Source organism: Microbacterium halimionae (assembly GCF_011761265.1).
Lineage (GTDB): Bacteria > Actinomycetota > Actinomycetes > Actinomycetales > Microbacteriaceae > Microbacterium > Microbacterium halimionae.
Genome location: NZ_JAAOZB010000002.1, coordinates 955,101 through 975,736 on the forward strand (window position 1 = coordinate 955,101; position 20,636 = coordinate 975,736).

At 60.4% G+C, this 20,636-nt stretch carries 20 protein-coding genes; all 20 read left to right on the forward strand.

From position 1 onward, the window contains the following. The first annotated feature begins 2 nt into the window (after positions 1-2). Positions 3-1,319, forward strand: coding sequence for an endolytic transglycosylase MltG (mltG, locus tag FHS06_RS12350; RefSeq protein ID WP_167049693.1), 1,317 nt, complete (start codon positions 3-5; stop codon positions 1,317-1,319). After that, a complete protein-coding gene (locus FHS06_RS12355) occupies positions 1,313-2,149 on the forward strand; it encodes a shikimate dehydrogenase (RefSeq protein ID WP_167049696.1) in 837 nt (278 codons plus the stop codon). The genes mltG and FHS06_RS12355 overlap by 7 nt, the downstream gene beginning before the upstream one ends. 4 nt (positions 2,150-2,153) lie before the next feature. Continuing rightward, on the forward strand, positions 2,154-3,380 hold the full coding sequence (aroC, locus tag FHS06_RS12360) for a chorismate synthase (protein ID WP_167049698.1): 1,227 nt from the start codon (positions 2,154-2,156) through the stop codon (positions 3,378-3,380). After that, on the forward strand, positions 3,367-3,900 hold the full coding sequence (locus FHS06_RS12365) for a shikimate kinase (protein WP_167049700.1): 534 nt from the start codon (positions 3,367-3,369) through the stop codon (positions 3,898-3,900). The genes aroC and FHS06_RS12365 overlap by 14 nt, the downstream gene beginning before the upstream one ends. Then, positions 3,897-4,979 carry a 3-dehydroquinate synthase gene (gene aroB, locus FHS06_RS12370; protein ID WP_167049702.1) on the forward strand — a complete coding sequence of 361 codons (1,083 nt, stop codon included), beginning with the start codon at positions 3,897-3,899 and terminating at the stop codon, positions 4,977-4,979. Before FHS06_RS12365 ends, aroB begins: the two co-directional genes overlap by 4 nt. A gap of 2 nt (positions 4,980-4,981) precedes the next feature. Continuing rightward, positions 4,982-5,434, forward strand: a complete 453-nt coding sequence (gene aroQ, locus FHS06_RS12375; RefSeq protein ID WP_208388167.1) for a type II 3-dehydroquinate dehydratase — start codon at positions 4,982-4,984, stop codon at positions 5,432-5,434. Between the two features lie 91 nt (positions 5,435-5,525). Then, entirely contained in the window at positions 5,526-6,086 is a 561-nt protein-coding gene (gene efp, locus FHS06_RS12380) for an elongation factor P (RefSeq protein ID WP_167049706.1), read from the forward strand. Between the two features lie 21 nt (positions 6,087-6,107). Further along, positions 6,108-6,518, forward strand: a complete 411-nt coding sequence (nusB, locus tag FHS06_RS12385) for a transcription antitermination factor NusB (protein ID WP_167049708.1) — start codon at positions 6,108-6,110, stop codon at positions 6,516-6,518. A gap of 95 nt (positions 6,519-6,613) precedes the next feature. After that, the gene (locus tag FHS06_RS12390) at positions 6,614-8,191 is read left to right on the forward strand and encodes a Rieske 2Fe-2S domain-containing protein (RefSeq protein WP_167049711.1); all 1,578 of its coding nucleotides are present in this window, start codon (positions 6,614-6,616) and stop codon (positions 8,189-8,191) included. A 60-nt stretch (positions 8,192-8,251) separates the two neighbouring features. Further along, positions 8,252-8,782, forward strand: a complete 531-nt coding sequence (gene pyrR / locus FHS06_RS12395) for a bifunctional pyr operon transcriptional regulator/uracil phosphoribosyltransferase PyrR (RefSeq protein ID WP_167049713.1) — start codon at positions 8,252-8,254, stop codon at positions 8,780-8,782. Beyond that, positions 8,779-9,741, forward strand: coding sequence for an aspartate carbamoyltransferase catalytic subunit (locus tag FHS06_RS12400; protein WP_167049715.1), 963 nt, complete (start codon positions 8,779-8,781; stop codon positions 9,739-9,741). The genes pyrR and FHS06_RS12400 overlap by 4 nt, the downstream gene beginning before the upstream one ends. Positions 9,742-9,743: 2 nt before the next feature. Then, positions 9,744-11,045, forward strand: coding sequence for a dihydroorotase (locus FHS06_RS12405; protein WP_167049717.1), 1,302 nt, complete (start codon positions 9,744-9,746; stop codon positions 11,043-11,045). After that, complete coding sequence (locus FHS06_RS12410; RefSeq protein ID WP_167049719.1) at positions 11,042-11,569, forward strand: PH-like domain-containing protein; 528 nt, start codon at positions 11,042-11,044, stop codon at positions 11,567-11,569. Before FHS06_RS12405 ends, FHS06_RS12410 begins: the two co-directional genes overlap by 4 nt. Then, positions 11,566-12,747: a glutamine-hydrolyzing carbamoyl-phosphate synthase small subunit gene (carA, locus tag FHS06_RS12415; RefSeq protein ID WP_167049722.1), complete on the forward strand. Its 1,182-nt coding sequence runs from the start codon at positions 11,566-11,568 to the stop codon at positions 12,745-12,747. The genes FHS06_RS12410 and carA overlap by 4 nt, the downstream gene beginning before the upstream one ends. After that, the gene (carB, locus tag FHS06_RS12420; protein ID WP_167049724.1) at positions 12,740-16,024 is read left to right on the forward strand and encodes a carbamoyl-phosphate synthase large subunit; all 3,285 of its coding nucleotides are present in this window, start codon (positions 12,740-12,742) and stop codon (positions 16,022-16,024) included. Before carA ends, carB begins: the two co-directional genes overlap by 8 nt. Continuing rightward, positions 16,021-16,872, forward strand: a complete 852-nt coding sequence (pyrF, locus tag FHS06_RS12425) for an orotidine-5'-phosphate decarboxylase (RefSeq protein WP_167049726.1) — start codon at positions 16,021-16,023, stop codon at positions 16,870-16,872. Before carB ends, pyrF begins: the two co-directional genes overlap by 4 nt. Continuing rightward, entirely contained in the window at positions 16,869-17,768 is a 900-nt protein-coding gene (gene gmk / locus FHS06_RS12430; RefSeq protein ID WP_167049728.1) for a guanylate kinase, read from the forward strand. Before pyrF ends, gmk begins: the two co-directional genes overlap by 4 nt. A gap of 101 nt (positions 17,769-17,869) precedes the next feature. Continuing rightward, entirely contained in the window at positions 17,870-18,703 is an 834-nt protein-coding gene (locus FHS06_RS12435; RefSeq protein WP_167050344.1) for an ABC transporter ATP-binding protein, read from the forward strand. Beyond that, on the forward strand, positions 18,700-19,737 hold the full coding sequence (locus FHS06_RS12440; RefSeq protein ID WP_167049730.1) for an aliphatic sulfonate ABC transporter substrate-binding protein: 1,038 nt from the start codon (positions 18,700-18,702) through the stop codon (positions 19,735-19,737). Before FHS06_RS12435 ends, FHS06_RS12440 begins: the two co-directional genes overlap by 4 nt. Continuing rightward, the gene (locus tag FHS06_RS12445) at positions 19,734-20,579 is read left to right on the forward strand and encodes an ABC transporter permease (RefSeq protein ID WP_167049732.1); all 846 of its coding nucleotides are present in this window, start codon (positions 19,734-19,736) and stop codon (positions 20,577-20,579) included. Before FHS06_RS12440 ends, FHS06_RS12445 begins: the two co-directional genes overlap by 4 nt. The last annotated feature ends 57 nt before the right edge of the window (positions 20,580-20,636 follow it).

Genomic DNA, 20,636 nt, shown 5'->3' on the forward strand with positions numbered 1-20,636 from the left:
TCATGACTGACGCCACGCCGCCCGACGATTCGTTCACAGGCGTGAACGGATCGTCGCCCAGACGAGCAGACGCATCGGCCCCGACGTCCCGTCGCGCGGCACGGGACGCGCAGCGTGAACAGGTTCCGTCACAGCCGACCGCCGCGCAGCCGAGCGCGCCCCAACCGACACGACCACCCACACAGTCACCGCCGGTTTACGAAATGTTTCAACCTGATCCGTCAGGCCAGGGTCCTCGCTCACCGAAAGGCAAAACTCGCCTCGGCTGCGGAATCGTCCTTGCCCTCATACTGTTGCTCCTCGGGGGCGTTGTCGTCGGCGGATTCTGGGTCTGGACCACCTACGAAACGCAGATTCGCGAATTTATGGGATGGGAAGAGCCCAAAGATTTCGACGCCGGAATCGCCGAGGGCGAAGTGCTGGTGACGATTTCTGAAGGAGACGGCGGACAGCAGATTTCGCAGACACTCTACGACCAGGGTGTAACGAAGACATCTAGCGCGTTCTACGACATGCTCGTAGACACCGGCGCCACGACCACCTTCTATCCGGGCACCTACCAGCTTCAGTTGAAAATGACTTCGGCCGCAGCTCTCGAGGCTCTCGAAGACCCGGCGAACAAGTTAGAGAATTCGGCGCAGCTGCCGGAGGGCCTCACCGTCGCTCAGACTCTTACGAGACTGAGCGAAAGCACGTCGCTCTCACTCGAAGACCTCAATGCCGCTGTGGCGAACCCTTCGGACTACAGCATCGCTGCAGATTCGCTCGAAGGCTGGCTTTTTCCAGCCACATACACCTTCGAACCTGGCGTTACCGCGCCACAGGTGATCCAAACTCTTGTGGACCGCACAGTGCAGTCGCTGGACGCCGCGAGCGTTCCCGTGGATCAACGCCAGCGCATCCTCACAATCGCATCGATCATCCAACGTGAGGCGGGCGCCGAGGCTGACTTCTACAAGGTCTCCCGAGTCATCCAGAATCGCCTTGACGACGGCATGCTGCTCCAGATGGACTCCACCGCGCAGTACGGCTACGGCGAGATGCATGACGGGACCGTCAGCTCGTCGGCTGAAGCGCTCTCTGACGACAATGCGTGGAACACCTACGTGCGCTCCGGGTTGCCCGCAGGCCCTATCGCCAATCCAGGCGACGCGGCGATCGACGCGGCGATGCATCCCGCTGATGGTGACTGGCTCTATTTCGTCACTGTCAACCTGAATACCGGCGAGACCGAATTCACGAATAACCTCGCTGATCACGAGGCTGCGGTGGCGAAGTGGCGTGCGTGGTGCACAGAGAACCCTGACGCAGGATGCTAGTCACGCCCCGCTGCGAGGTATGGGGCGACCCCATCGGACACAGTCGTTCTCCAGAGTTGCATCATGCTGCGTACCGGGTGCTTGGTCTTGATTGGGAATATGAGCGACGTCAGGTCACTGAAGCTCAGTTCGCGGATGAGCTGAATTTGCTCGGCCCGCGCTTCCGAGGTCTCTCCGTCACGATGCCGCTCAAAGCAGCCGCATACCGTGCCGCCGGTCGCCGGGACAGGCGCGCTCAGCTGACGGGTGCCGTCAATACGCTGTCGTTGTCATCGCGCGGGGCCCTTGGTTTCAATACAGACGTCGGTGGTCTCGTGCAGGCCCTCGGTGACGAAGGGCTGCACGAACTCGAACGTGTGCAGATCGTGGGTGCAGGCGCAACAGCCACGTCGGCAATTGTTGCCGCCGTTGAGATGGGAGCATCGCACGTCGATATCGTTGCCCGTCGCCCCGAGGCAACTCACCACCTCGTCGTGCTCGGTGAGGCGCTCGACGTCAAGGTGAACGTGCGTGCTTTCGATACCTCCGCTGCGGGTGATGTCGACGTGACTATCGCCACTCTTCCCGGCGATGCGCCGTTGTCGGACGCTCATTCCGATGCGCTTGCGAGGACCGGTGGCATCCTGTTTGACGTCGTCTACGGACAATGGCCGACTCCCCTCGCGACAGCGTGGGAGCGAAGCGGTGGAACGGCGGTCTCGGGCCTTGGGATGCTGCTTCACCAGGCAGTCCTGCAGGTGAGAGCATTCACTACCGGTGACATCGAAGAACCGATTGCCGACGAACCCGCAGTGCTCGCCGCGATGCGCGCCGCTCTCATGGGAGACTAGAACAATGCTCCGCGTGCTCACGGCCGGCGAATCGCACGGCCCCGAACTCATTGCTGTCATGGAAGGGCTGCCTGCTGGCGTCCCCATTTCCCGTGCAGCTATCCAAGCCGACCTCGCCCGCAGAAAGCTCGGCTACGGTCGCGGCTCGCGTATGAAATTCGAAGAGGACGAGCTCACACTCTCGACCGGGGTTCGCCACGGCTCTAGCCTTGGCAGCCCCATTGCGCTGCGCATCGGTAACACGGAATGGCCGAAGTGGGCAGAGGTTATGAGCCCCGAACCGACGGAAATCACTGAGAAATCCCGGGGGAGGAGCGCAGCACTTACGCGTCCACGCCCAGGTCACGCAGATCTCGTCGGTATGCAGAAGTACGGGTTCGACGAAGCCCGCCCCATTCTTGAGCGCGCGAGCGCCCGCGAGACAGCGGCGCGTGTCGCGCTTGGAGCGATCGCACGATCATTCTTGTCGGAGCTCGGCATTCGTCTCGTCAGCCACACGCTGTCTATCGGCCCAGTGCAGGTTCCCGAGGGTGCTGCGCTCCCGACAGCTGATGACGTCGACGCGCTCGATGCAGATCCGTTGCGGTGCTTCGACGCTGAAACGTCGGCACGGATGGTCGCCGAGGTGGACGCAGCGCGCAAGGATGGTGACACTCTCGGCGGAATCGTCGAGGTGCTCGCCTACGGTCTTCCGCCGGGGCTCGGCTCTCACGTGCAGTGGGACCGCAAGCTCGACGCGAAGCTTGCCCAGGCCCTCATGAGCATTCAGGCGATAAAGGGCGTCGAGATCGGCGACGGCTTCGAGACCACGAGACGACGCGGCTCTGCCGCTCACGACGAACTTTTCGCCGACGACGGTGGCATCACTCGTGCAACTGATCGCGCCGGTGGTACCGAGGGTGGGATGTCGACGGGAACTCTCTTGCGCGTGCGCGCCGGAATGAAGCCCATCGCGACTGTGCCGCACGCGCTTCGGACAATCGACGTGGCAACGGGAGAAACGGCATCCGCTCACCATCAGCGTTCTGACGTCTGCGCAGTACCTGCTTCAGGTGTTGTCGCCGAGGCGATGGTTGCGATCACACTCGCCGACGTCATTCTCGAAAAGTTCGGGGGCGATAGCGTCGCGGAGACTGCCCGTAACCTCGCAAGCTACCTCGCAGCGATTCCCGGGACGCTCCGCACTGCATCCGAAAGCTCCAGCACGCTCGGTTCGGATGACCGTTCCTGATTCGCGAGCGCTCGTTCTCGTCGGCCCGATGGGAGCCGGCAAGACGAGTGTCGGTCGTCGTGTTGCACGCACACTCGGCCAGCGGTTCATCGATACAGATAAGTCAGTCATCCGCGACCACGGGCCGATTCCCGAGATTTTCGCCCGCACCGGCGAGGCACATTTTCGCGCGCTCGAGAGAGCCGCGGTGGTTGAAGCACTCGCTCATGGCGGCGTTGTCGCGCTGGGGGGTGGCGCTGTACTCGATCCAGACACTCGATCGGACCTCGCGGCTCACCGGGTCGTCTTTCTCACCGTCAGTGCAAAGCTTGTCGCATCGCGCGTGGTTGGCGACGGCAGACCGCTGCTCGCCGGTGAAGATCCCGTTGCTCGATGGCAACAGATTTACGACGAACGGCTCCCGCTGTATCAAGAAGTCGCGGATGCTACGTTCGACACCTCCGTTGGCCCACTCGCCCTTGCTGTGACATCGATCGTCAATTGGGCCACACATGAAGACGACCGTCTGGAGAACGTATGAGTGAGAACACGATCATTTCCGTGTCCGGTACCGACCCCTACGACATCACAGTCGGCCGCGACCTCCTGACACTCACAGCGGCATCACTCGCGCCGACGGTGAAGAAAGTCCTCGTAGTTCACGCGCCAACTGTCAGTGCGAAGGCAGCTGAGCTACGCGAGCTTCTGATGGCATCCGGCGAACGCGAGGTTCTCCTCGCTGAAATCCCCGACGCCGAAGCCGGAAAACGCATCGAGGTTGCCGCCTTCTGCTGGCAGATCCTGGGCCAGGCAGATTTCACCCGCACGGATGCTGTCATTGGATTCGGTGGTGGATCGGTCACCGACCTTGCCGGTTTTGTCGCAGCGACCTGGCTACGTGGCGTGCAGATTGTGCAAATCCCTACGACAGTGCTCGCTATGGTCGACGCGGCTGTCGGAGGAAAGACCGGAGTCAACACCGCCGAGGGCAAGAACCTGGTCGGAGCCTTCTGGCCACCGAGGGCAGTGCTGTGCGATCTCGATCTCCTTGAGACACTGAGCGAAAACGAGCGTGTCGCGGGGTTTGCTGAGGTCGTGAAAGCCGGGTTCATTTGGTATCCCGAAATCCTGGATCTCATTGAGGCAGACCCGGTCGCCGCGGTTGATCCGTCAAGCGCGGCGTTTCGTCGATGCATCGAACTCGCGATTGAGATGAAAGCGCGAGTCGTGGGCGAGGATCTGCGGGAGGCTGGCCTTCGCGAAGTGCTCAACTACGGTCACACGTTGGGTCACGCGATCGAACACGCTGAGCGCTATCAGTGGCGACATGGCGCTGCGATATCGATCGGCATGATGTTCGCAGCTGAACTCTCTCGCCTCGCGGGACGCCTCTCCGACGAGTCGGCTACGAGACATCGCACTATTCTCGAACTCCTCGGACTTCCCACCTCCTACCGTGCCGGTGCGTGGGGTCAGCTTCTTGCGTCCATGCAGCGCGACAAGAAGTCCCGCGGTGGCATGTTGCGTTTCATCGTTCTCGACGACATTGCGAAGCCCACGGTTCTGCGAGCACCAGACGAGTCGCTCCTGTTCGCGGCATACCAAGAAATAGGCGCGTGAGCATGACTAATCAGCTTCTGCTGGTGAACGGTCCGAATCTCAATCTCCTCGGCATCCGTGAGCCTAAGGTCTACGGCACTCAAACCCTGCACGATGTCGAGACCCTGGTGTCGGAGACGGCCAGCGCACGCGGGTTTGCGGTGCGAGCGGTGCAGAGCAATCACGAGGGTGTCTTGATCGACGCGATCCATGCGGCACGCGAAGACTGCGAGGGAATCATCATCAACCCGGGCGGGCTCACTCACACATCGGTTGTGCTTCGTGACGCCCTTTCGGGCGTTGCGCTGCCGGTCGCAGAAGTCCATATTTCAGATGTACGCACGCGAGAGCAATTTCGCCACTTTTCTTACATCGCTGACGTCGCAGCAATTCACGTCATCGGCGAGGGAGTCGCGGGTTACGCCACCGCTGTGGAGCGCCTCTGCGCTCTCATCACCGGTACCTCCGCGGACTAAACGAGACCATCACGTAGGATAGGACGTCGGCCACTCGCGTAAGAACGCATGTGACCGCATTCCACAAGACGAAACGGACCTTTTCTCTCTCATGGCATCCACAGCAGACATCAAGAACGGCGTCGTCCTCAGCATCGACGGACAGCTCTGGACCGTCATTGAGTTCCAGCACGTCAAGCCCGGCAAGGGTGGCGCGTTTGTGCGTACCAAGATGAAGAACGTCATGACTGGCAAAGTCGTCGACAAGACCTACAACGCCGGCGCCAAGATCGACATTCAGAACGTCGATCGCCGCGACTTCACCTACCTCTACGCAGACGGTGAAAGCTTCGTCTTCATGGACATGGCCGACTACGACCAGATCAACGTGCCCGCAACCGTCGTGGGCGACACCGCCAACTTCCTGCTCGAAAACCAGCAGGTGACGATCGCGACGCACGACGGTAACCCGCTCTACGTAGAGCTGCCGGCATCCGTTGTGCTCGAAATCACCTACACCGAGCCGGGCCTTCAGGGCGACCGCTCATCCGCCGGCACGAAGTCTGCGACGCTTGAAACCGGCTACGAAATCCAAGTACCGCTGTTCGTTGACAACAACACCAAGGTCAAGGTGGACACCCGGACGGGTGACTACCTCGGACGCATTAGCTGAGACGGCGAGCATCACTAGTTCATGAGTGCCCGCAGCAAAGCGCGCAAACGCGCGCTCGACATCCTTTTCCAAGCCGACGTGCGCGGCGACGGCCTCCCCGACACGTTGGCGGCAGAAGCCAAACGTGCCGCGGGGGAGCCGCAACGATCAGGATCGTGGCTTTACGCGCGAGATATCGTCGACGGCGTGATCGACCACCGCGATGAGATCGACGAGCAAATCTCCACCTTCGCGAAGGACTGGTCACTTTCGCGTATGCCCGCTGTAGACCGCGCGGTGCTCCGTCTCGGTGTGTGGGAAGTGCTTTTCAACGATGAGGTGCCGACAGCCGTCGCGATTGACGAAGCAGTCGAACTCGCGAAAGAGTTTTCGACCGATGAATCGGGAGCCTTCGTTCACGGAGTGCTCGCGCGCGTGGCTCGATCTAGCTAGCGCAGCAACGTGAGTGGGCGCGCGCTTTTTGCACGGCGCAGCTGCGGCATTGTTTTCAGGATGGATGCCTACACTCGATTTTGAAGGGAGTGCGCATGCGCATCACAGGACTCGGCCACGCCGGAATGTTCATCGAGACTCTGGGCGGCAGCATTCTGTGCGACCCGTGGGTGAAATCAGCGTTCTACGGGTCATGGTTCCCGTTTCCCGACAATCGTCGCCTCGACTGGGAGCGTTTCGGTAAAGCCGACTTTCTCTATGTGAGCCACCGCCACCGAGATCACTTCGATCCCTGGTTGCTTGAGACTTATGTGCCGAAGGACATCGAGGTTCTCCTCCCGGACTACCCAACCGATGATCTCGAACGGGACCTCCGCGCGCTCGGCTTCAACAACATCACGTACACGCAGTCCGGCGAGATCATCGAACGCGGCGCGCTCCGCATGATGGTCACACCGCTTCGTGCGCCAAGCGACGGCCCGATCGGTGATTCAAGCCTTTCGATTGATGACGGCACGGCCAGCATCCTCAATCAGAATGACTCGCACCCGCTCGATCTCGAGAAGCTGCTTTCGTTCTCGAAGCCCGAGGCGTACTTCACGCAGTTCTCAGGCGCCATTTGGTGGCCGATGGTCTATGACCTTCCAGAGGACGCGAAGCAGAACTTTGCACGACTCAAGCGCGATGCTCAGCACAAGCGCGCGATGTATTACATCGAAAAGGTCGATGCCCCCCACGTCTTTCCGATGGCGGGGCCACCCATGTTCTTGCGGGACGAGCTGTTCCGCTACAACGGACTCGGTCAGCAGAACGACTCGATCTTCACTGACCAAGCCGAGTTCATCTCTCGTATGCGTGAAGAAGCTCCTCAGTACGCGGGTCACGTTTTCATCCCGGGCACCGTCGTCACCATCGAGAACGGCGAACAGACCGTCGAGCAGACGCTCTATACCGACGCTGAAATCGATGCGATTTTCACCGACAAGTGGGGCTATCTCGAGGAGCAGCGAGCAAGCCGCCAGGCCGAGATACGCGCCGAAGAAGACTCGCGCGCACCCGTTCTTCCTCCGGCAGAAATGCTTGCTGAGCTCAAGGCCTGGTGGGAACCACTCTTGCGCCGAGGTCGAATCTTCCGTGACGGTGTCGGTGGCCCGGTACGAATGACAATCGGCGAGCTCGACATGGTCGTTGATTTCCCTAAGGCAAAGCTCCGGGAATATGCGGGGGAGGAGTGTTCTTACTGGTTCACGATTCCCGCCGATCTCGTGTCGACGAATATCGCAGACCATGAAATCGACTGGTCGAACTCGATCTTCCTCTCAATGCAGTTCGCTGCTGGACGCATTGGAAAGTTCAACGAGTTCATCTACACCTTCATGAAGTGCCTTTCGCGTGATCGGCTCGAATATGTCGAGAACTGGTATGCGGAACAGTCCGACGTCACCGAAGATGTCGAACTCGGCGATTGGGTTGTGCAGCGTCGTTGCCCTCACCTCCGTGCAGATTTGTCGAAGACGGGAAAGATCGAAGACGGCGTGCTGACGTGTTCACTCCACGATTGGAAGTGGGATCTTTCCACAGGAAAGTGCCTCAGCACTTTGGGACACCCCATTCGCGCTCATGCTAAAGAAGATGAGCTACACCGAGAAGCGAGTGCCCCGGCCGCGATGTAGAGTTGTACTGCATCTAGCAACCTTTAACACCGTCCTGTGAGGCGGAGAAGGGAGCGGCGAATGAGCACACGCACTGTGCTGCACGAAGCCGACATCGCACGCGCTCTTACACGTATTGCTCACGAGATCCTCGAATCCAATCGTGGCGCTGATGGGCTCGTCATTCTTGGAATACCCACGCGCGGTATCACCCTTGCGGAGCGCATAGGCGCGCTCATCGAAGAGTTTTCGGAACGCAGCGTTCCCGTCGGCGAACTTGACGTGACGATGTATCGCGATGATCTCTCGCAAAACCCGACGCGCTCACCGCAGCGCACTGACATTCCCGCCGGCGGTATCGACGGAAAAGTAGTCATCCTCGTCGATGACGTGCTGTTTTCCGGACGCACGATCCGCGCGGCTCTCGATGCATTGCAGGATATCGGCCGTCCCGCGGCCGTCAGGCTCGCAACACTCATTGACCGGGGACATCGCGAACTCCCGATTCGACCCGACTTCGTCGGCAAGAATCTCCCGAGCGCGCGCGACGAGCGAGTGAATGTTCGCCTCGCCGGAATCGATGACATCGAAGAGGTGACGATCGGCTCATGAGGCATTTACTCGACACGAAGACCCTGACTCGCTCCGATGCCATCGGGATTTTGGACGTGGCAGAAGATATGGCTGCGACGCAACAACGCGAGGTGAAGAAGCTACCTACCCTGCGCGGTAAAACTGTTGTCAATCTCTTTTTTGAAGATTCGACCAGAACTCGCATCTCTTTCGAAGCAGCAGCAAAGCGTCTATCTGCGGATGTCATCAATTTCTCGGCCAAGGGTTCTTCGGTGTCCAAGGGCGAATCGCTGCAAGACACGGCGCAGACGCTACAGGCAATGGGCGCCGATGCCGTGGTCATCCGTCACGGAGCCTCCGGTGCGCCACGAACGCTCGCGACAAGCGGATGGATCACCGCGGGTGTCATCAACGCGGGCGATGGTACCCACGAGCATCCGACCCAAGCGCTTCTTGATGCCTTCACGTTGCGAAAGCGCACATTCGGTGACGCCAGCCGAGGCCGCGACCTGGAGGGGCTGCGTGTCACCATCGTCGGCGACATCTTGCACTCACGTGTCGCCCGCTCGAATGTATGGCTCCTTACGACGCTTGGCGCTGAGGTAACACTCGTTGCGCCCCCAACTCTGGTTCCTCAAGATGTCTCGGCATGGCCGGCAACCATTCGGTATGACCTGGATGAGGCCATCGCGGCTGAGCCAGATGCTGTCATGATGCTTCGGATCCAGCTTGAGCGGATGAATGCGGCGTATTTCCCCACTGAACGGGAGTATTCACGCACATGGGGACTCGACGCTGAACGCGTGAGCAGGCTTCCGGCCGGTAGCATTGTGATGCATCCAGGCCCGATGAATCGGGGATTGGAAATCTCCGCCGAAGCAGCCGACTCGCCACGCTCCACAGTCTTGGAGCAAGTGACAAACGGTGTTTCGGTGCGTATGGCCGTGTTGTATCTGCTGATGGCAGGAGAACGCCCGACCGATGAGAAAGAAGGCTGACGATGAGTGAGAAGTTCCTCCTCCGCGGCGCGCAGATTGAGGGCGGCGCGACAGCCGACATCTTGCTCGCAGACGGACGCATTTCCGCCGTCGGAAAGAGCCTCAGCGCCCAGGGCGCAACGGTTGTCGATGCGGATGGGCTCATTGCCCTGCCAGGTTTGGTCGACCTCCACACTCACTTGCGTGAGCCTGGATTCGAGGCATCCGAGACGATTCTGTCTGGATCACGCGCGGGTGCTGCCGGCGGGTATACGGCGCTCTTTGCGATGCCCAACACTTCACCTGTCGCAGACACTGCAGGCGTCGTTGAACAAGAACTCGCACTGGGTGAGGCCGCCGGCTACGTCACGGTTCAGCCCATCGGCGCCGTCACCGTGGGACAGAAGGGTGAGCGCCTCGCTGAGCTTGGCGCGATGGCGACGTCTCGCGCTCGAGTGCGCGTCTTTAGCGACGATGGCTTTTGCGTGTGGGACCCGCTCATCATGCGTCGCGCGCTTGAGTATGTGAAGGCGTTTGATGGTGTGGTGGCGCAACACGCGCAAGACCCGCGGCTTACAGAGGGCGCGCAAATGAACGAAGGCGCGGTGTCAGCGGAACTCGGCCTCACCGGTTGGCCCGCTGTTGCTGAAGAATCGATCATTGCGCGGGATGTGCTGTTGGCCGAACACGTGGGTTCACGCCTTCACGTATGCCACCTATCCACGGCGGGCTCTGTCGACATCATCCGCTGGGCGAAGAAGCGTGGAATTTCGGTGACCGCAGAGGTGACTCCCCACCACCTGCTGCTTACTGACGAACTCGTGCGTGGGTACGACGCTCGTTTTAAGGTGAACCCGCCGCTTCGCCGGGACGAAGACGTGCAAGCGGTGCGCGAAGGACTCGCAGACGGCACGATCGACATCGTCGCCACCGATCACGCACCTCACCCCGCCGAAGCTAAAGCTTGCGAGTGGCCAGCGGCCGCGAACGGCATGGTCGGACTCGAAAGCGCCGTTCGCGTTGTGCAACAGGCGATGGTCGACACCGGCATGCTCACGTGGGCAGACATCGCCCGTGTCATGAGCCGAACGCCCGCGAAGATCGGCCAGCTGTCTGGGCAAGGCATGCCGCTAGCCGCGGGCGAGCCGGCCGAGCTCACGCTCTATGACCCGGCACAAAACGCTGAGTTCACACGCGGCGACCTCAAAGGTCGAAGCACGAACTCGCCGTACCTTGGCAGAACACTGCCGGGACGGGTGCTCTGGACGTTCCATCAGGGTCGTCCAACCGTTCGCGAGGGCGGTCTTCCGGAGATGGCATCATGACGCGCGAAGGTGCACTTCTCGTGATGCTCGGCGTCGCAGTGGCGCTCGTCGGCCTCATGGTGTGGGGGTGGTTGCGAAGAAAAAATCGGGATTCTGGACTGATCGCACCTTTTGGTGACGCACCTCAGGGATCCCGATTGGTTGCAACTTTTCCTGGCCTCTACGTCGCTACTACGGCTCATTCGGTTGCGCTTGAGCGACTCGCGATAAAGGGACTTAGTTTTCGCGCCGCGATCACTCTCGTGGTTTTCGACACTGGTGTAGCCCTCGACCTCGCGGGAGAAGAGCGAATCTTCATTCCGCGCGAACGCATCATCGAAGCACGTCAAGCCACCGTCACGATCGACCGAGTCGTCGAACGTGACGGTCTCACACGACTCGTCTGGCGACTCGAGGACGAAACCACCGTCGACTCATATTTCCGACCCCAGGAAACATCATCTCGAGCACTCGCAGCCGCACTCGAGGCTTTGATTTCCGATACTCAGAATTCCGCGAAGACGTCAACAGGAGACGAAGCATGACCTCAGCACTATCAGCATCCTGGTCACGGGAACCAGCCGTTCTCGTGCTCGAAGACGGCACGCGGTTGCCAGGCCGTCGCTTCGGCGCCGCCGGAACCACGCTTGGCGAGGTTGTCTTCTCCACCGGTATGACTGGCTACCAGGAAACGCTGACTGACCCGTCTTACGCTGGCCAGATTGTTTTGCAGACAGCGCCGCACATCGGAAACACCGGGATGAACTCCGAAGATCGCGAGTCGAGACAGATCTGGGTATCTGGCTACATCGTGCGGGACCCATCGCGGGTCGTGTCGAATTGGCGGAGTGAAATGTCGCTCGACGACGCCCTGGTTGCAGACGGCATTGTGGGAATCAGTGGCGTCGACACCCGCGCTATCACGCGGCACATCCGTTCGGCGGGCAGCATGCGTGGCGGGATCTTCTCCGGCGAGTCCCTGAACATCGACTCGACTGAGCAGCTTCGCATCGTGCAGGAGGCACCAGAAATGTCTGGGCTAAACCTCTCCAGTGAGGTGTCGGTCGCATCGGCCGAAGTGACTCCGGCAACGTCAGAGCTCGTCGGTTCGGTCGCGGTAATCGACCTCGGTATCAAGCAGGCGACGATCGTGAACCTTGCAGCGCGCGGGTTCGACGTTCACGTGCTGCCGCAGTCGACAACGATCGATGAGATTCGTCGCATCAACCCGGTTGCAGTGTTCTACTCCAACGGTCCGGGGGATCCCGCGGCATCCGAGGATCACGTCTCGCTGCTGCGTGCAGTGCTAGATGCGAAGCTTCCGTTCTTTGGTATCTGCTTCGGAAATCAGCTCCTCGGTCGCGCACTCGGGTTCGGCACCTACAAGCTGCCCTTCGGGCACCGGGGCATCAACCAGCCCGTACTCGACAAAACAACGGGTCGTGTGGAAATTACGGCGCATAACCACGGCTTCGCTGTCGATGCACCGATCGAAGGTGTGGTGGAAAGCCCGAGCGGCTACGGCCGCGTCGAGGTGAGCCACATCGGCCTCAACGACAACGTCGTGGAGGGGCTGCGGGCCCTTGATATCCCAGCTTTCAGTGTGCAATATCACCCAGAAGCTGCCGGCGGACCACACGACGCCAACTACCTATTTGACCGCTTCCGCGACATGGTGACTGACCATCTTGCCGCTGCAACAAAGAAAGATGCGAATGCCTAAGCGCGACGACATCCGCTCCGTTCTCGTTATCGGCTCCGGGCCGATCGTCATCGGTCAAGCCTGCGAATTTGACTACTCGGGTACACAGGCTTGCCGAGTGCTTCGCGAAGAGGGCGTACGCGTCATCCTCGTGAACTCGAACCCTGCGACGATCATGACTGATCCAGACTTCGCTGACGCGACCTATATCGAGCCCATCAGCTCAGCCGTCATCGAGACCATCATTGCCAAGGAGCGCCCCGACGCGATCCTGCCGACGCTCGGTGGGCAAACGGCGCTCAACGCAGCGCTCGCCCTCGACAAGGCCGGCATCCTCGAAAAGTACGGTGTCGAGCTCATCGGGGCAAAGGTCGAAGCCATCAACAAGGGTGAAGATCGCCAGATTTTCAAGCAGCTCGTCATCGACGCTGGCGCCGACGTCGCCGCGTCACGTATCTGCAGCACAATGGATGAGATTATCGCCGGAGCCGAAGAGCTCGGTTACCCGCTCGTCGTGCGCCCGAGCTTCACCATGGGTGGGCTCGGTTCAGGGTTTGCCTACAACGAAAAAGATCTGCGCCGCATCGCCGGTGCGGGCCTTCGTGATTCGCCGTCACACGAAGTACTGCTCGAAGAGTCGATCCTCGGCTGGAAAGAGTACGAACTCGAGCTCATGCGCGACACCGCCGACAACACAGTCGTCGTGTGTTCCATCGAAAACGTCGACCCAGTGGGCGTGCACACGGGCGACTCGATCACCGTTGCCCCGGCGCTCACGCTCACCGATAACGAGTACCAGAAGCTTCGCGACATCGGCATCGACATCATCCGCCTTGTGGGCGTCGACACCGGCGGCTGCAACATTCAGTTCGCCATCGACCCAGCAACCGGTCGCATTATTGTCATCGAGATGAACCCGCGAGTATCGCGTTCATCGGCTCTGGCCTCGAAAGCGACCGGCTTCCCGATCGCAAAGATCGCAGCAAAACTGGCCATCGGTTATCGCCTCGACGAAATCCCGAACGACATCACGAAGGTCACTCCGGCGAGCTTCGAGCCGACGCTCGATTATGTCGTCGTCAAGGTACCTCGCTTCAACTTCGAGAAGTTCCCGGCGGCCGACACAACGCTTACGACCACGATGAAGTCTGTGGGGGAGGCGATGGCGATCGGTCGCAACTATGCGACAGCACTCCAGAAGGCGCTGCGTTCGCTCGAAAAGCGTGGGTCAAGTTTCCACTGGGACGAGGAGTCTCGCTCAGCCGAAGAGCTGATGGAAATTGCGAAGACGCCTACCGACGGCCGCATCATCTTCGTGCAGCAGGCTCTCCGGAAGGGCGCCACAGTTGCTCAACTGTTCGACGCAACGGGCATCGATCCGTGGTTCCTCGATCAGATGGTGTTGATCAACGAGGTCGCTGAATTCATCGCGTCTGCCCCAGAACTGGATGCCGAGACTATTCGCGTTGCGAAAGATCACGGATTCAGCGACGTCCAGATGGCGTCACTTCGTGGCACAACTGAGGCAGAGGTGCGTGGCATCCGTTACGCGCTCGGCGTGCGTCCGGTCTACAAGACGGTCGACACCTGCGCCGGAGAATTCCCCGCTCTCACGCCCTATCACTACTCGAGCTATGACTCGGAAACCGAGGTCGCTCCGTCTGAGCGAACCAAGGTCGTCATCATCGGATCTGGCCCGAACCGAATCGGGCAGGGTGTGGAATTCGACTACTCCTGCGTGCATGCCTCGTTTGCGTTATCTGATGCGGGCTACGAAACCATCATGGTCAACTGCAACCCTGAGACGGTATCGACCGACTACGACACCTCCGATCGTCTGTACTTCGAGCCACTGACGCTCGAAGATGTGCTTGAAGTGCTACATGCAGAGGCCGCATCGGGCACGATTCTCGGCGTGATCTGCCAGCTTGGTGGACAGACACCGCTGGGGCTTGCCAAGGGCATTGAAGACGCGGGCTACAACATCCTCGGAACCAGCCCCGCCGCAATTGACCTGGCAGAGGAGCGAGAACTCTTCTCGCAACTTCTTGACCGCGCTGGTCTCGTGGCGCCGCGAAACGGTACCGCTATCGACGTCGAGGGTGCTGTCACGATTGCCGAGAAGATCGGCTACCCGGTTCTCGTGCGACCGAGCTTCGTCCTCGGCGGGCGCGGAATGGAGATCGTCTACGACACCGTCAGTCTCCGCGACTACTTCGTGCGCGTTGCCGATCAAGCAATCATCGGACCCGGAATGCCGCTGTTGGTTGACCGTTTTCTCGACGACGCGATCGAGATCGATGTCGACGCGCTCTACGACGGCAACGAGCTCTACATCGGTGGCGTCATGGAACACCTCGAAGAGGCGGGCATCCACTCGGGTGACTCAAGCTGCACCCTGCCGCCTGTTTCACTCGGACGATCCGACATCGACCGGGTGCGCGCGGCGACAGAAGCGATCGCGAAGGGCATCGGTGTGCTCGGTCTCCTGAACGTGCAGTTTGCCATCAGCGCGAGCGTTCTCTACGTCATCGAGGCGAATCCCCGCGCAAGCCGCACTGTGCCCTTCGTTTCCAAAGCACTTGGATTCCCGCTCGCAAAAGCTGCATCACGCATCATGGTCGGCGCGACGGTCAGAGATCTGATCGCCGAGGGGATGATTCCCGAGGTCGACGGCTCGCGTGTACCGCTGGGTGCGCCGGTAGCGGTGAAAGAAGCGGTACTGCCCTTCAAGCGTTTCCGCACAAAAGATGGCCAGACAGTCGACTCCATCCTCGGACCCGAGATGAGATCGACCGGTGAAGTCATGGGGATCGACCGCGATTTCCCGACGGCGTTCGCAAAGAGCCAGGATGCGGCCTACGGTGGCATTCCGCTCTCGGGCACCGTTTTCATCTCCGTGTCAGACAGCGACAAGCGCGCGGTGATTCTCCCCGCTCACCGGCTACAACAGCTCGGTTTCACGCTCATCGCGACAGAGGGCACTGCCGAGATTCTCGGCCGCAACGGCATCCGTGTCGAAACCGTCAACAAGTACAGCGCGACTCAAGAATCAGGTGAGACCAACATCGTTGATTTGATTAACGATGGCAAGGTCGACATCATCATCAACACGCCGAGTGGGATGTCGGCACGAGCCGATGGCTACGAGATTCGTGCCGCTGCGGTGGCGGCCGACAAGGCGCTGTTTACGACGATATCGACGCTCGGCGCGGCGGTTGCGGCTATGGACGCGATGACTTCCGGCTTCGACGTGCGGAGCTTGCAGGAGTATGCGGCCGATCGGGCAGCGCTGTGACGCCTACGAAGTCATTCGGCTCGCGTCTGCAATCGGCCGTCGCTGAACGCGGCCGGCTTTGCGTCGGTATCGATCCGCACGAATCGGTTTTGAGCAACTGGGGGCTCGCAGCAAGCGCTGAAGGTGCACGTGAGTTCTCGATGCGAGTCATCGATGCTGCCGCCGGTCGAGTGAGCGTCGTCAAGCCGCAAGTAGCTTTCTTCGAACGCTTCGGTGCTACCGGCTACCTGGCACTGGAAGAAGTGCTGGCAAGCGCCCGCGACGCAGGGCTCCTCGTGATTGCCGACGCAAAACGAGGAGACATTGGTTCGACAATGGCTGCATACGCCGAGGCGTGGTTGACGCCCGGCTCGCCGCTCGAAGCTGATGCCCTCACTGTCAGCCCCTACCTCGGGGTCGGAGCATTAACTGAATCGATGACGTTTGCGCTCGAGCATGGCAAGGGACTCTTCGTGCTCGCGGCAACGAGCAACCCCGAGGCGCGCGATGTGCAAGGCGCCGCATTCTCCGATGCTGAGAGCCTCGCGTCTCGCGTTCTTGACGACGTCTGGGAATTCAATTCGCGGACATCAGCCCCAGATACGTGGGGGAGCATCGGTGTTGTCATCGGCGCAACCGTTAATCGCGTGCGCTTCGGAATTGGCGGCGCGATCGCGCCTATCGCACCGGTGCTCGCTCCGGGATTTGGTGCTCAGGGCGCGAAGCTCAGCGAAATTGACGACATTTTCGCCGAGCTCAGCCCCGTCGTGCTCGCCAGCGAAAGTCGCGGCATCGTTTCAGGCGGCCCGAATGAAATAGTCAGTCGCATCGAAGCACGCACTGCAGAGTTGCGGGGGGAGCGGTCATGAGTCAAAAACAAACTCCGCCTGAGGTTGACCGGGTTGCAGCATCCCGCAAAGCAGTCGCTGCCCGCCAAGCTCGAGCCAGTTTGAAACGGGACATTTCAACGCGTGTCGTGACGCCGAGCGAAGTTCTCGCGCGAGCGTTCGCAGACCAGACTTCAGCGTCCGGCACGTTGCGCGTGACCGACTTCTTAACCGCACTACCCGCGATCGGCAGCGGTAAACGCGACCGAATACTTGAGGACCTCGAGATTTCTCCTGTGAAACGCCTCGGTGGGCTCGGCTCACGCCAACGAGCGAGCCTCAGTGAGTGGTTAGAGACACGTTTCCCCTCGGTCGAGCCGCGCGCTGGCCGCAGTTCTCTGCTGGTTCTTGCAGGACCCACGGCTGTAGGTAAGGGAACTGTCGCGGCTCACATCAAAGCTACGCACCCCGAGATTCACCTTTCGGTGTCAGCGACCACCCGCAAACCTCGTCCCGGCGAGACCGAGGGCGAACACTATTTCTTTGTCGACGACCCCGAGTTTGATCGTCTTATCGCGTCAGGAGAGCTGCTCGAATACGCAACAGTTCACAATCGGTTCCGCTACGGCACACCTCGCAAACCCATCGAGCACGCTCTGAGCGAGGGTAAGACAGTTTTGCTTGAGATTGACCTTCAAGGCGCACGACAGGTGCGAGATGCCGAGGAGTCAGCGACGCTTGTGTTTCTTTTGCCGCCGAGTTGGGATGAACTCGTTAATCGGCTCGTGGGTCGCGGTACTGAAGATACCGAGGAACGAGCGCGACGCCTCCGCACCGCGAAAGCAGAATTGGCAGCTCAAACCGAGTTCGATTACCTGGTTGTGAACGACGATGTCGCGTCGGCTGCTGGAGAGATTGCGGCACTCGCGCGAGACTGAGGTGCTACCGCAGTGAAGCTCATCGCACTCTCTGGATAACGCGATGTTACGGCGGACTTCGGGTTCGCACCCAGGGCCGAAACAATCATCTCGTGCCCGCAATCGCCGTCGATTCTCTTTCACGTCAGCATCCACTGGTTGCTGTTCCTGACGCTCACGTCGTACTCACCGACGTGTCGCGGACCTTCGCGACATCGCATGGTCAGCGCGAGGTATTGCGGAACGTTGATATAGCGATCCGCGCCGGTGAAATCATCGCGATCGTCGGACCGTCAGGGTGTGGAAAGTCGACGCTGCTGCGCATACTCGGGGGTATAGATCGTCCCTCGGGCGGCTTCGTCCGAGTTGATGGGACAGCCGTGGCAGATACCGATGCACGCACCGCGATGGCCTTCCAAGAGCCTCGTTTGCTCGCCTGGCGCACACTCGCCCAGAACGTAGCCATCGGACTTCCGCGCAGTGCGCGATCCGCCGGCAGACGAGTGAAGACACTGCTAGAGCTCGTCGGCCTGACGCACGCCGCAGACCAAAAGCCTCGCGAGGTTTCTGGCGGCATGGCAGGGCGAGCGTCCCTTGCTCGCGCTCTCGCCCGCGACCCCGAAGTGCTACTTCTCGACGAGCCTTTTGGCGCGCTCGACGCGCTGACGCGCCTTCGCATGCAGGATCTGCTGCTTGATGTTCATGCCGCCCAGCCCACAACAGTTGTCTTGGTAACTCACGACGTTGAGGAAGCACTGTTCCTCGCGGATCGCGTAGTGCTCCTTCGGCCCGTGGGCTCCGACCCCTCGGCGAGTTCGATAGCTCGCACGATCGTCATACCCGGCGAGCGCCCGCGAGATCGCGCCGACAAATCTTTCACCGAGTTGCGTGCCGAGCTCCTGCAAGGACTTGGCGTCGACACCCATCACCACCACCACTCCAAGGAGATTCGATGAGCACCATCATCCGCCGCACAGTTCCTGCGATCATTCTGTCGGCCGCGATGATGCTCGCCGCGACCGGTTGCGTCGCTGGGGAAAACGCCGAGGCATCTGTCGATGGCACAGGCGGTGCCACTGATTGGTCGACAGATACGCTCTCAATCGACTTCGCGACATACAACCCGCTGAGCCTCATCATCAAGGACCAGGGTCTCCTAGAAGAAACCCTCGGTGACAGCGTGACTGTTGAATGGGTTCAGTCGGCTGGTTCGAATAAAGCCAACGAACTGTTGCGCTCCGGATCCATAGACATCGGCTCCACAGCTGGTTCCGCCGCTCTTCTCGCCCGCGCTAACGGGTCGCCGATCCAGGTTATCGACATCTATTCACAACCCGAGTGGTCAGCGCTTGTTGTGCCCGAAGGCAGCGGTATCACGTCGATCACCGATCTGAAGGGAAAAGCCGTCGCGGCTACCGCTGGCACGGACCCCTACTTCTTCCTGCTGCAGGCGCTCGAAACCGACGGGATGACAGTCGACGACATCGAGGTACAGAACCTTCAGCATGCTGATGGCCGGGCTGCACTCGACGCCGGCTCTGTGGATGCATGGGCGGGGCTTGATCCGATCATGGCTGCCGCCGAGGTTGAATCCAGCGACACATTGATTTACCGAAACGTCGATTTCAATTCCTACGGCTTCCTCAACGCGACCGAGGATTTCATCACAGCTCATCCAGATGTGACGCAAGTTGTCGTTGATGCCTATGAACAGGCCCGCAGCTGGTCGCTCGAGCATCCTGACGAAACCGCAGCGCTGCTCGCAGACGTAGCGGGAATCGACTCGGCCGTTGCGAAGACAGTCATTCAAGAGCGTTCGAACCTTGATGTGAGCGGCATCCCCGGTGACGCGCAGCTCGGTGTGCTCGAGAAGATCGCGCCAGTACTTGTATCGTCTAATGCGGTTCAGGGCGGCGAACCGGCGGTATCCCAAGCGCTCGACAGCATCGTGAACGCCACCTTCGCTCAGAAGGCGACAGAAACCCAATGAGAACGCTCAGCGGAGTGTCAACGGATGACGCGCATAACTCGGTTGACCCGCCCGGCCACGGTGCTCTCGCTACGCCGCATTGGTTCTTCCCCCGGCGTCTCGCTCGCGTCATCGGCGGACTCCTCATACCGATCGCGATACTCGGTGTATGGCAGGCAGTAACCGCGACGGGGCTTATTCCGTCCTACCGTCTGCCAGCACCCGCTGCGGTTGTGGACGCTGCGATTCAACTCTCTGAGAGCGGCGAGCTCTGGTTTCATGTCGCGATCTCGGTGCAGCGGGTACTCCTCGGATTTACAATCGGATCTACTGTCGGGCTCATCTTCGCCGCACTGGTCGGACTGACACGAGTTGGAGACATCCTGCTCACGCCGATATTCGCCGCCCTCCGCGCCGTGCCCTCGCTCGCGTTGGTTCCGCTGCTCTTGCTGTGGATGGGCATCGGCGAAGATTCCAAGGTCACTCTCATCGCGATCGGTGCATTCTTTCCGGTCTTCACCACCGTGAGCGGCGCGCTTCGCCAGGTTGACCCGCAGTCGGTCGAGATGGCTCGCTCATTCAGCCTGCGCGGGTTTGCACTCTTTCGCACCGTGCAGTTGCCCGCTGTCGTGCCATCGATCATGTCGGGACTGCGCCTCGCAATGGCTCAGTCGTGGCTCTTTCTTGTCGCGGCCGAACTGCTGGCGGCTGCGATGGGTCTGGGATTTCTCCTCACACTGGCGCAGTCAACCGGTCGAGTGGACCAGATCTTGCTCGCGATAGTCTTGCTCGCGATTCTCGGTACCCTGAGCAACGCCGTGTTGAGCGGCGCACAAAAGTACCTGCTCCGAAGATGGATATGACGAGAACGTCCCCGCTTCGGCCACCGACGTCGTAGAATTACAGAAGGTATCGTCCGC

What these genes read in the sequence shown, in the direction of transcription:
- pyrR (WP_167049713.1), top strand. Translation starts at nt 8,252, where the DNA reads ATGAGCACACGCACTGTGCTGCACGAAGCCGACATCGCACGCGCTCTT.
- FHS06_RS12355 (WP_167049696.1), top strand. Translation starts at nt 1,313, where the DNA reads ATGCTAGTCACGCCCCGCTGCGAGGTATGGGGCGACCCCATCGGACAC.
- aroQ (WP_208388167.1), top strand. Translation starts at nt 4,982, where the DNA reads ATGACTAATCAGCTTCTGCTGGTGAACGGTCCGAATCTCAATCTCCTC.
- FHS06_RS12445 (WP_167049732.1), top strand. Translation starts at nt 19,734, where the DNA reads ATGAGAACGCTCAGCGGAGTGTCAACGGATGACGCGCATAACTCGGTT.
- FHS06_RS12440 (WP_167049730.1), top strand. Translation starts at nt 18,700, where the DNA reads ATGAGCACCATCATCCGCCGCACAGTTCCTGCGATCATTCTGTCGGCC.
- aroC (WP_167049698.1), top strand. Translation starts at nt 2,154, where the DNA reads ATGCTCCGCGTGCTCACGGCCGGCGAATCGCACGGCCCCGAACTCATT.
- FHS06_RS12405 (WP_167049717.1), top strand. Translation starts at nt 9,744, where the DNA reads ATGAGTGAGAAGTTCCTCCTCCGCGGCGCGCAGATTGAGGGCGGCGCG.
- carA (WP_167049722.1), top strand. Translation starts at nt 11,566, where the DNA reads ATGACCTCAGCACTATCAGCATCCTGGTCACGGGAACCAGCCGTTCTC.
- gmk (WP_167049728.1), top strand. Translation starts at nt 16,869, where the DNA reads ATGAGTCAAAAACAAACTCCGCCTGAGGTTGACCGGGTTGCAGCATCC.
- efp (WP_167049706.1), top strand. Translation starts at nt 5,526, where the DNA reads ATGGCATCCACAGCAGACATCAAGAACGGCGTCGTCCTCAGCATCGAC.
- carB (WP_167049724.1), top strand. Translation starts at nt 12,740, where the DNA reads ATGCCTAAGCGCGACGACATCCGCTCCGTTCTCGTTATCGGCTCCGGG.
- FHS06_RS12365 (WP_167049700.1), top strand. Translation starts at nt 3,367, where the DNA reads ATGACCGTTCCTGATTCGCGAGCGCTCGTTCTCGTCGGCCCGATGGGA.
- FHS06_RS12410 (WP_167049719.1), top strand. Translation starts at nt 11,042, where the DNA reads ATGACGCGCGAAGGTGCACTTCTCGTGATGCTCGGCGTCGCAGTGGCG.
- FHS06_RS12390 (WP_167049711.1), top strand. Translation starts at nt 6,614, where the DNA reads ATGCGCATCACAGGACTCGGCCACGCCGGAATGTTCATCGAGACTCTG.
- mltG (WP_167049693.1), top strand. Translation starts at nt 3, where the DNA reads ATGACTGACGCCACGCCGCCCGACGATTCGTTCACAGGCGTGAACGGA.
- aroB (WP_167049702.1), top strand. Translation starts at nt 3,897, where the DNA reads ATGAGTGAGAACACGATCATTTCCGTGTCCGGTACCGACCCCTACGAC.
- nusB (WP_167049708.1), top strand. Translation starts at nt 6,108, where the DNA reads ATGAGTGCCCGCAGCAAAGCGCGCAAACGCGCGCTCGACATCCTTTTC.
- FHS06_RS12400 (WP_167049715.1), top strand. Translation starts at nt 8,779, where the DNA reads ATGAGGCATTTACTCGACACGAAGACCCTGACTCGCTCCGATGCCATC.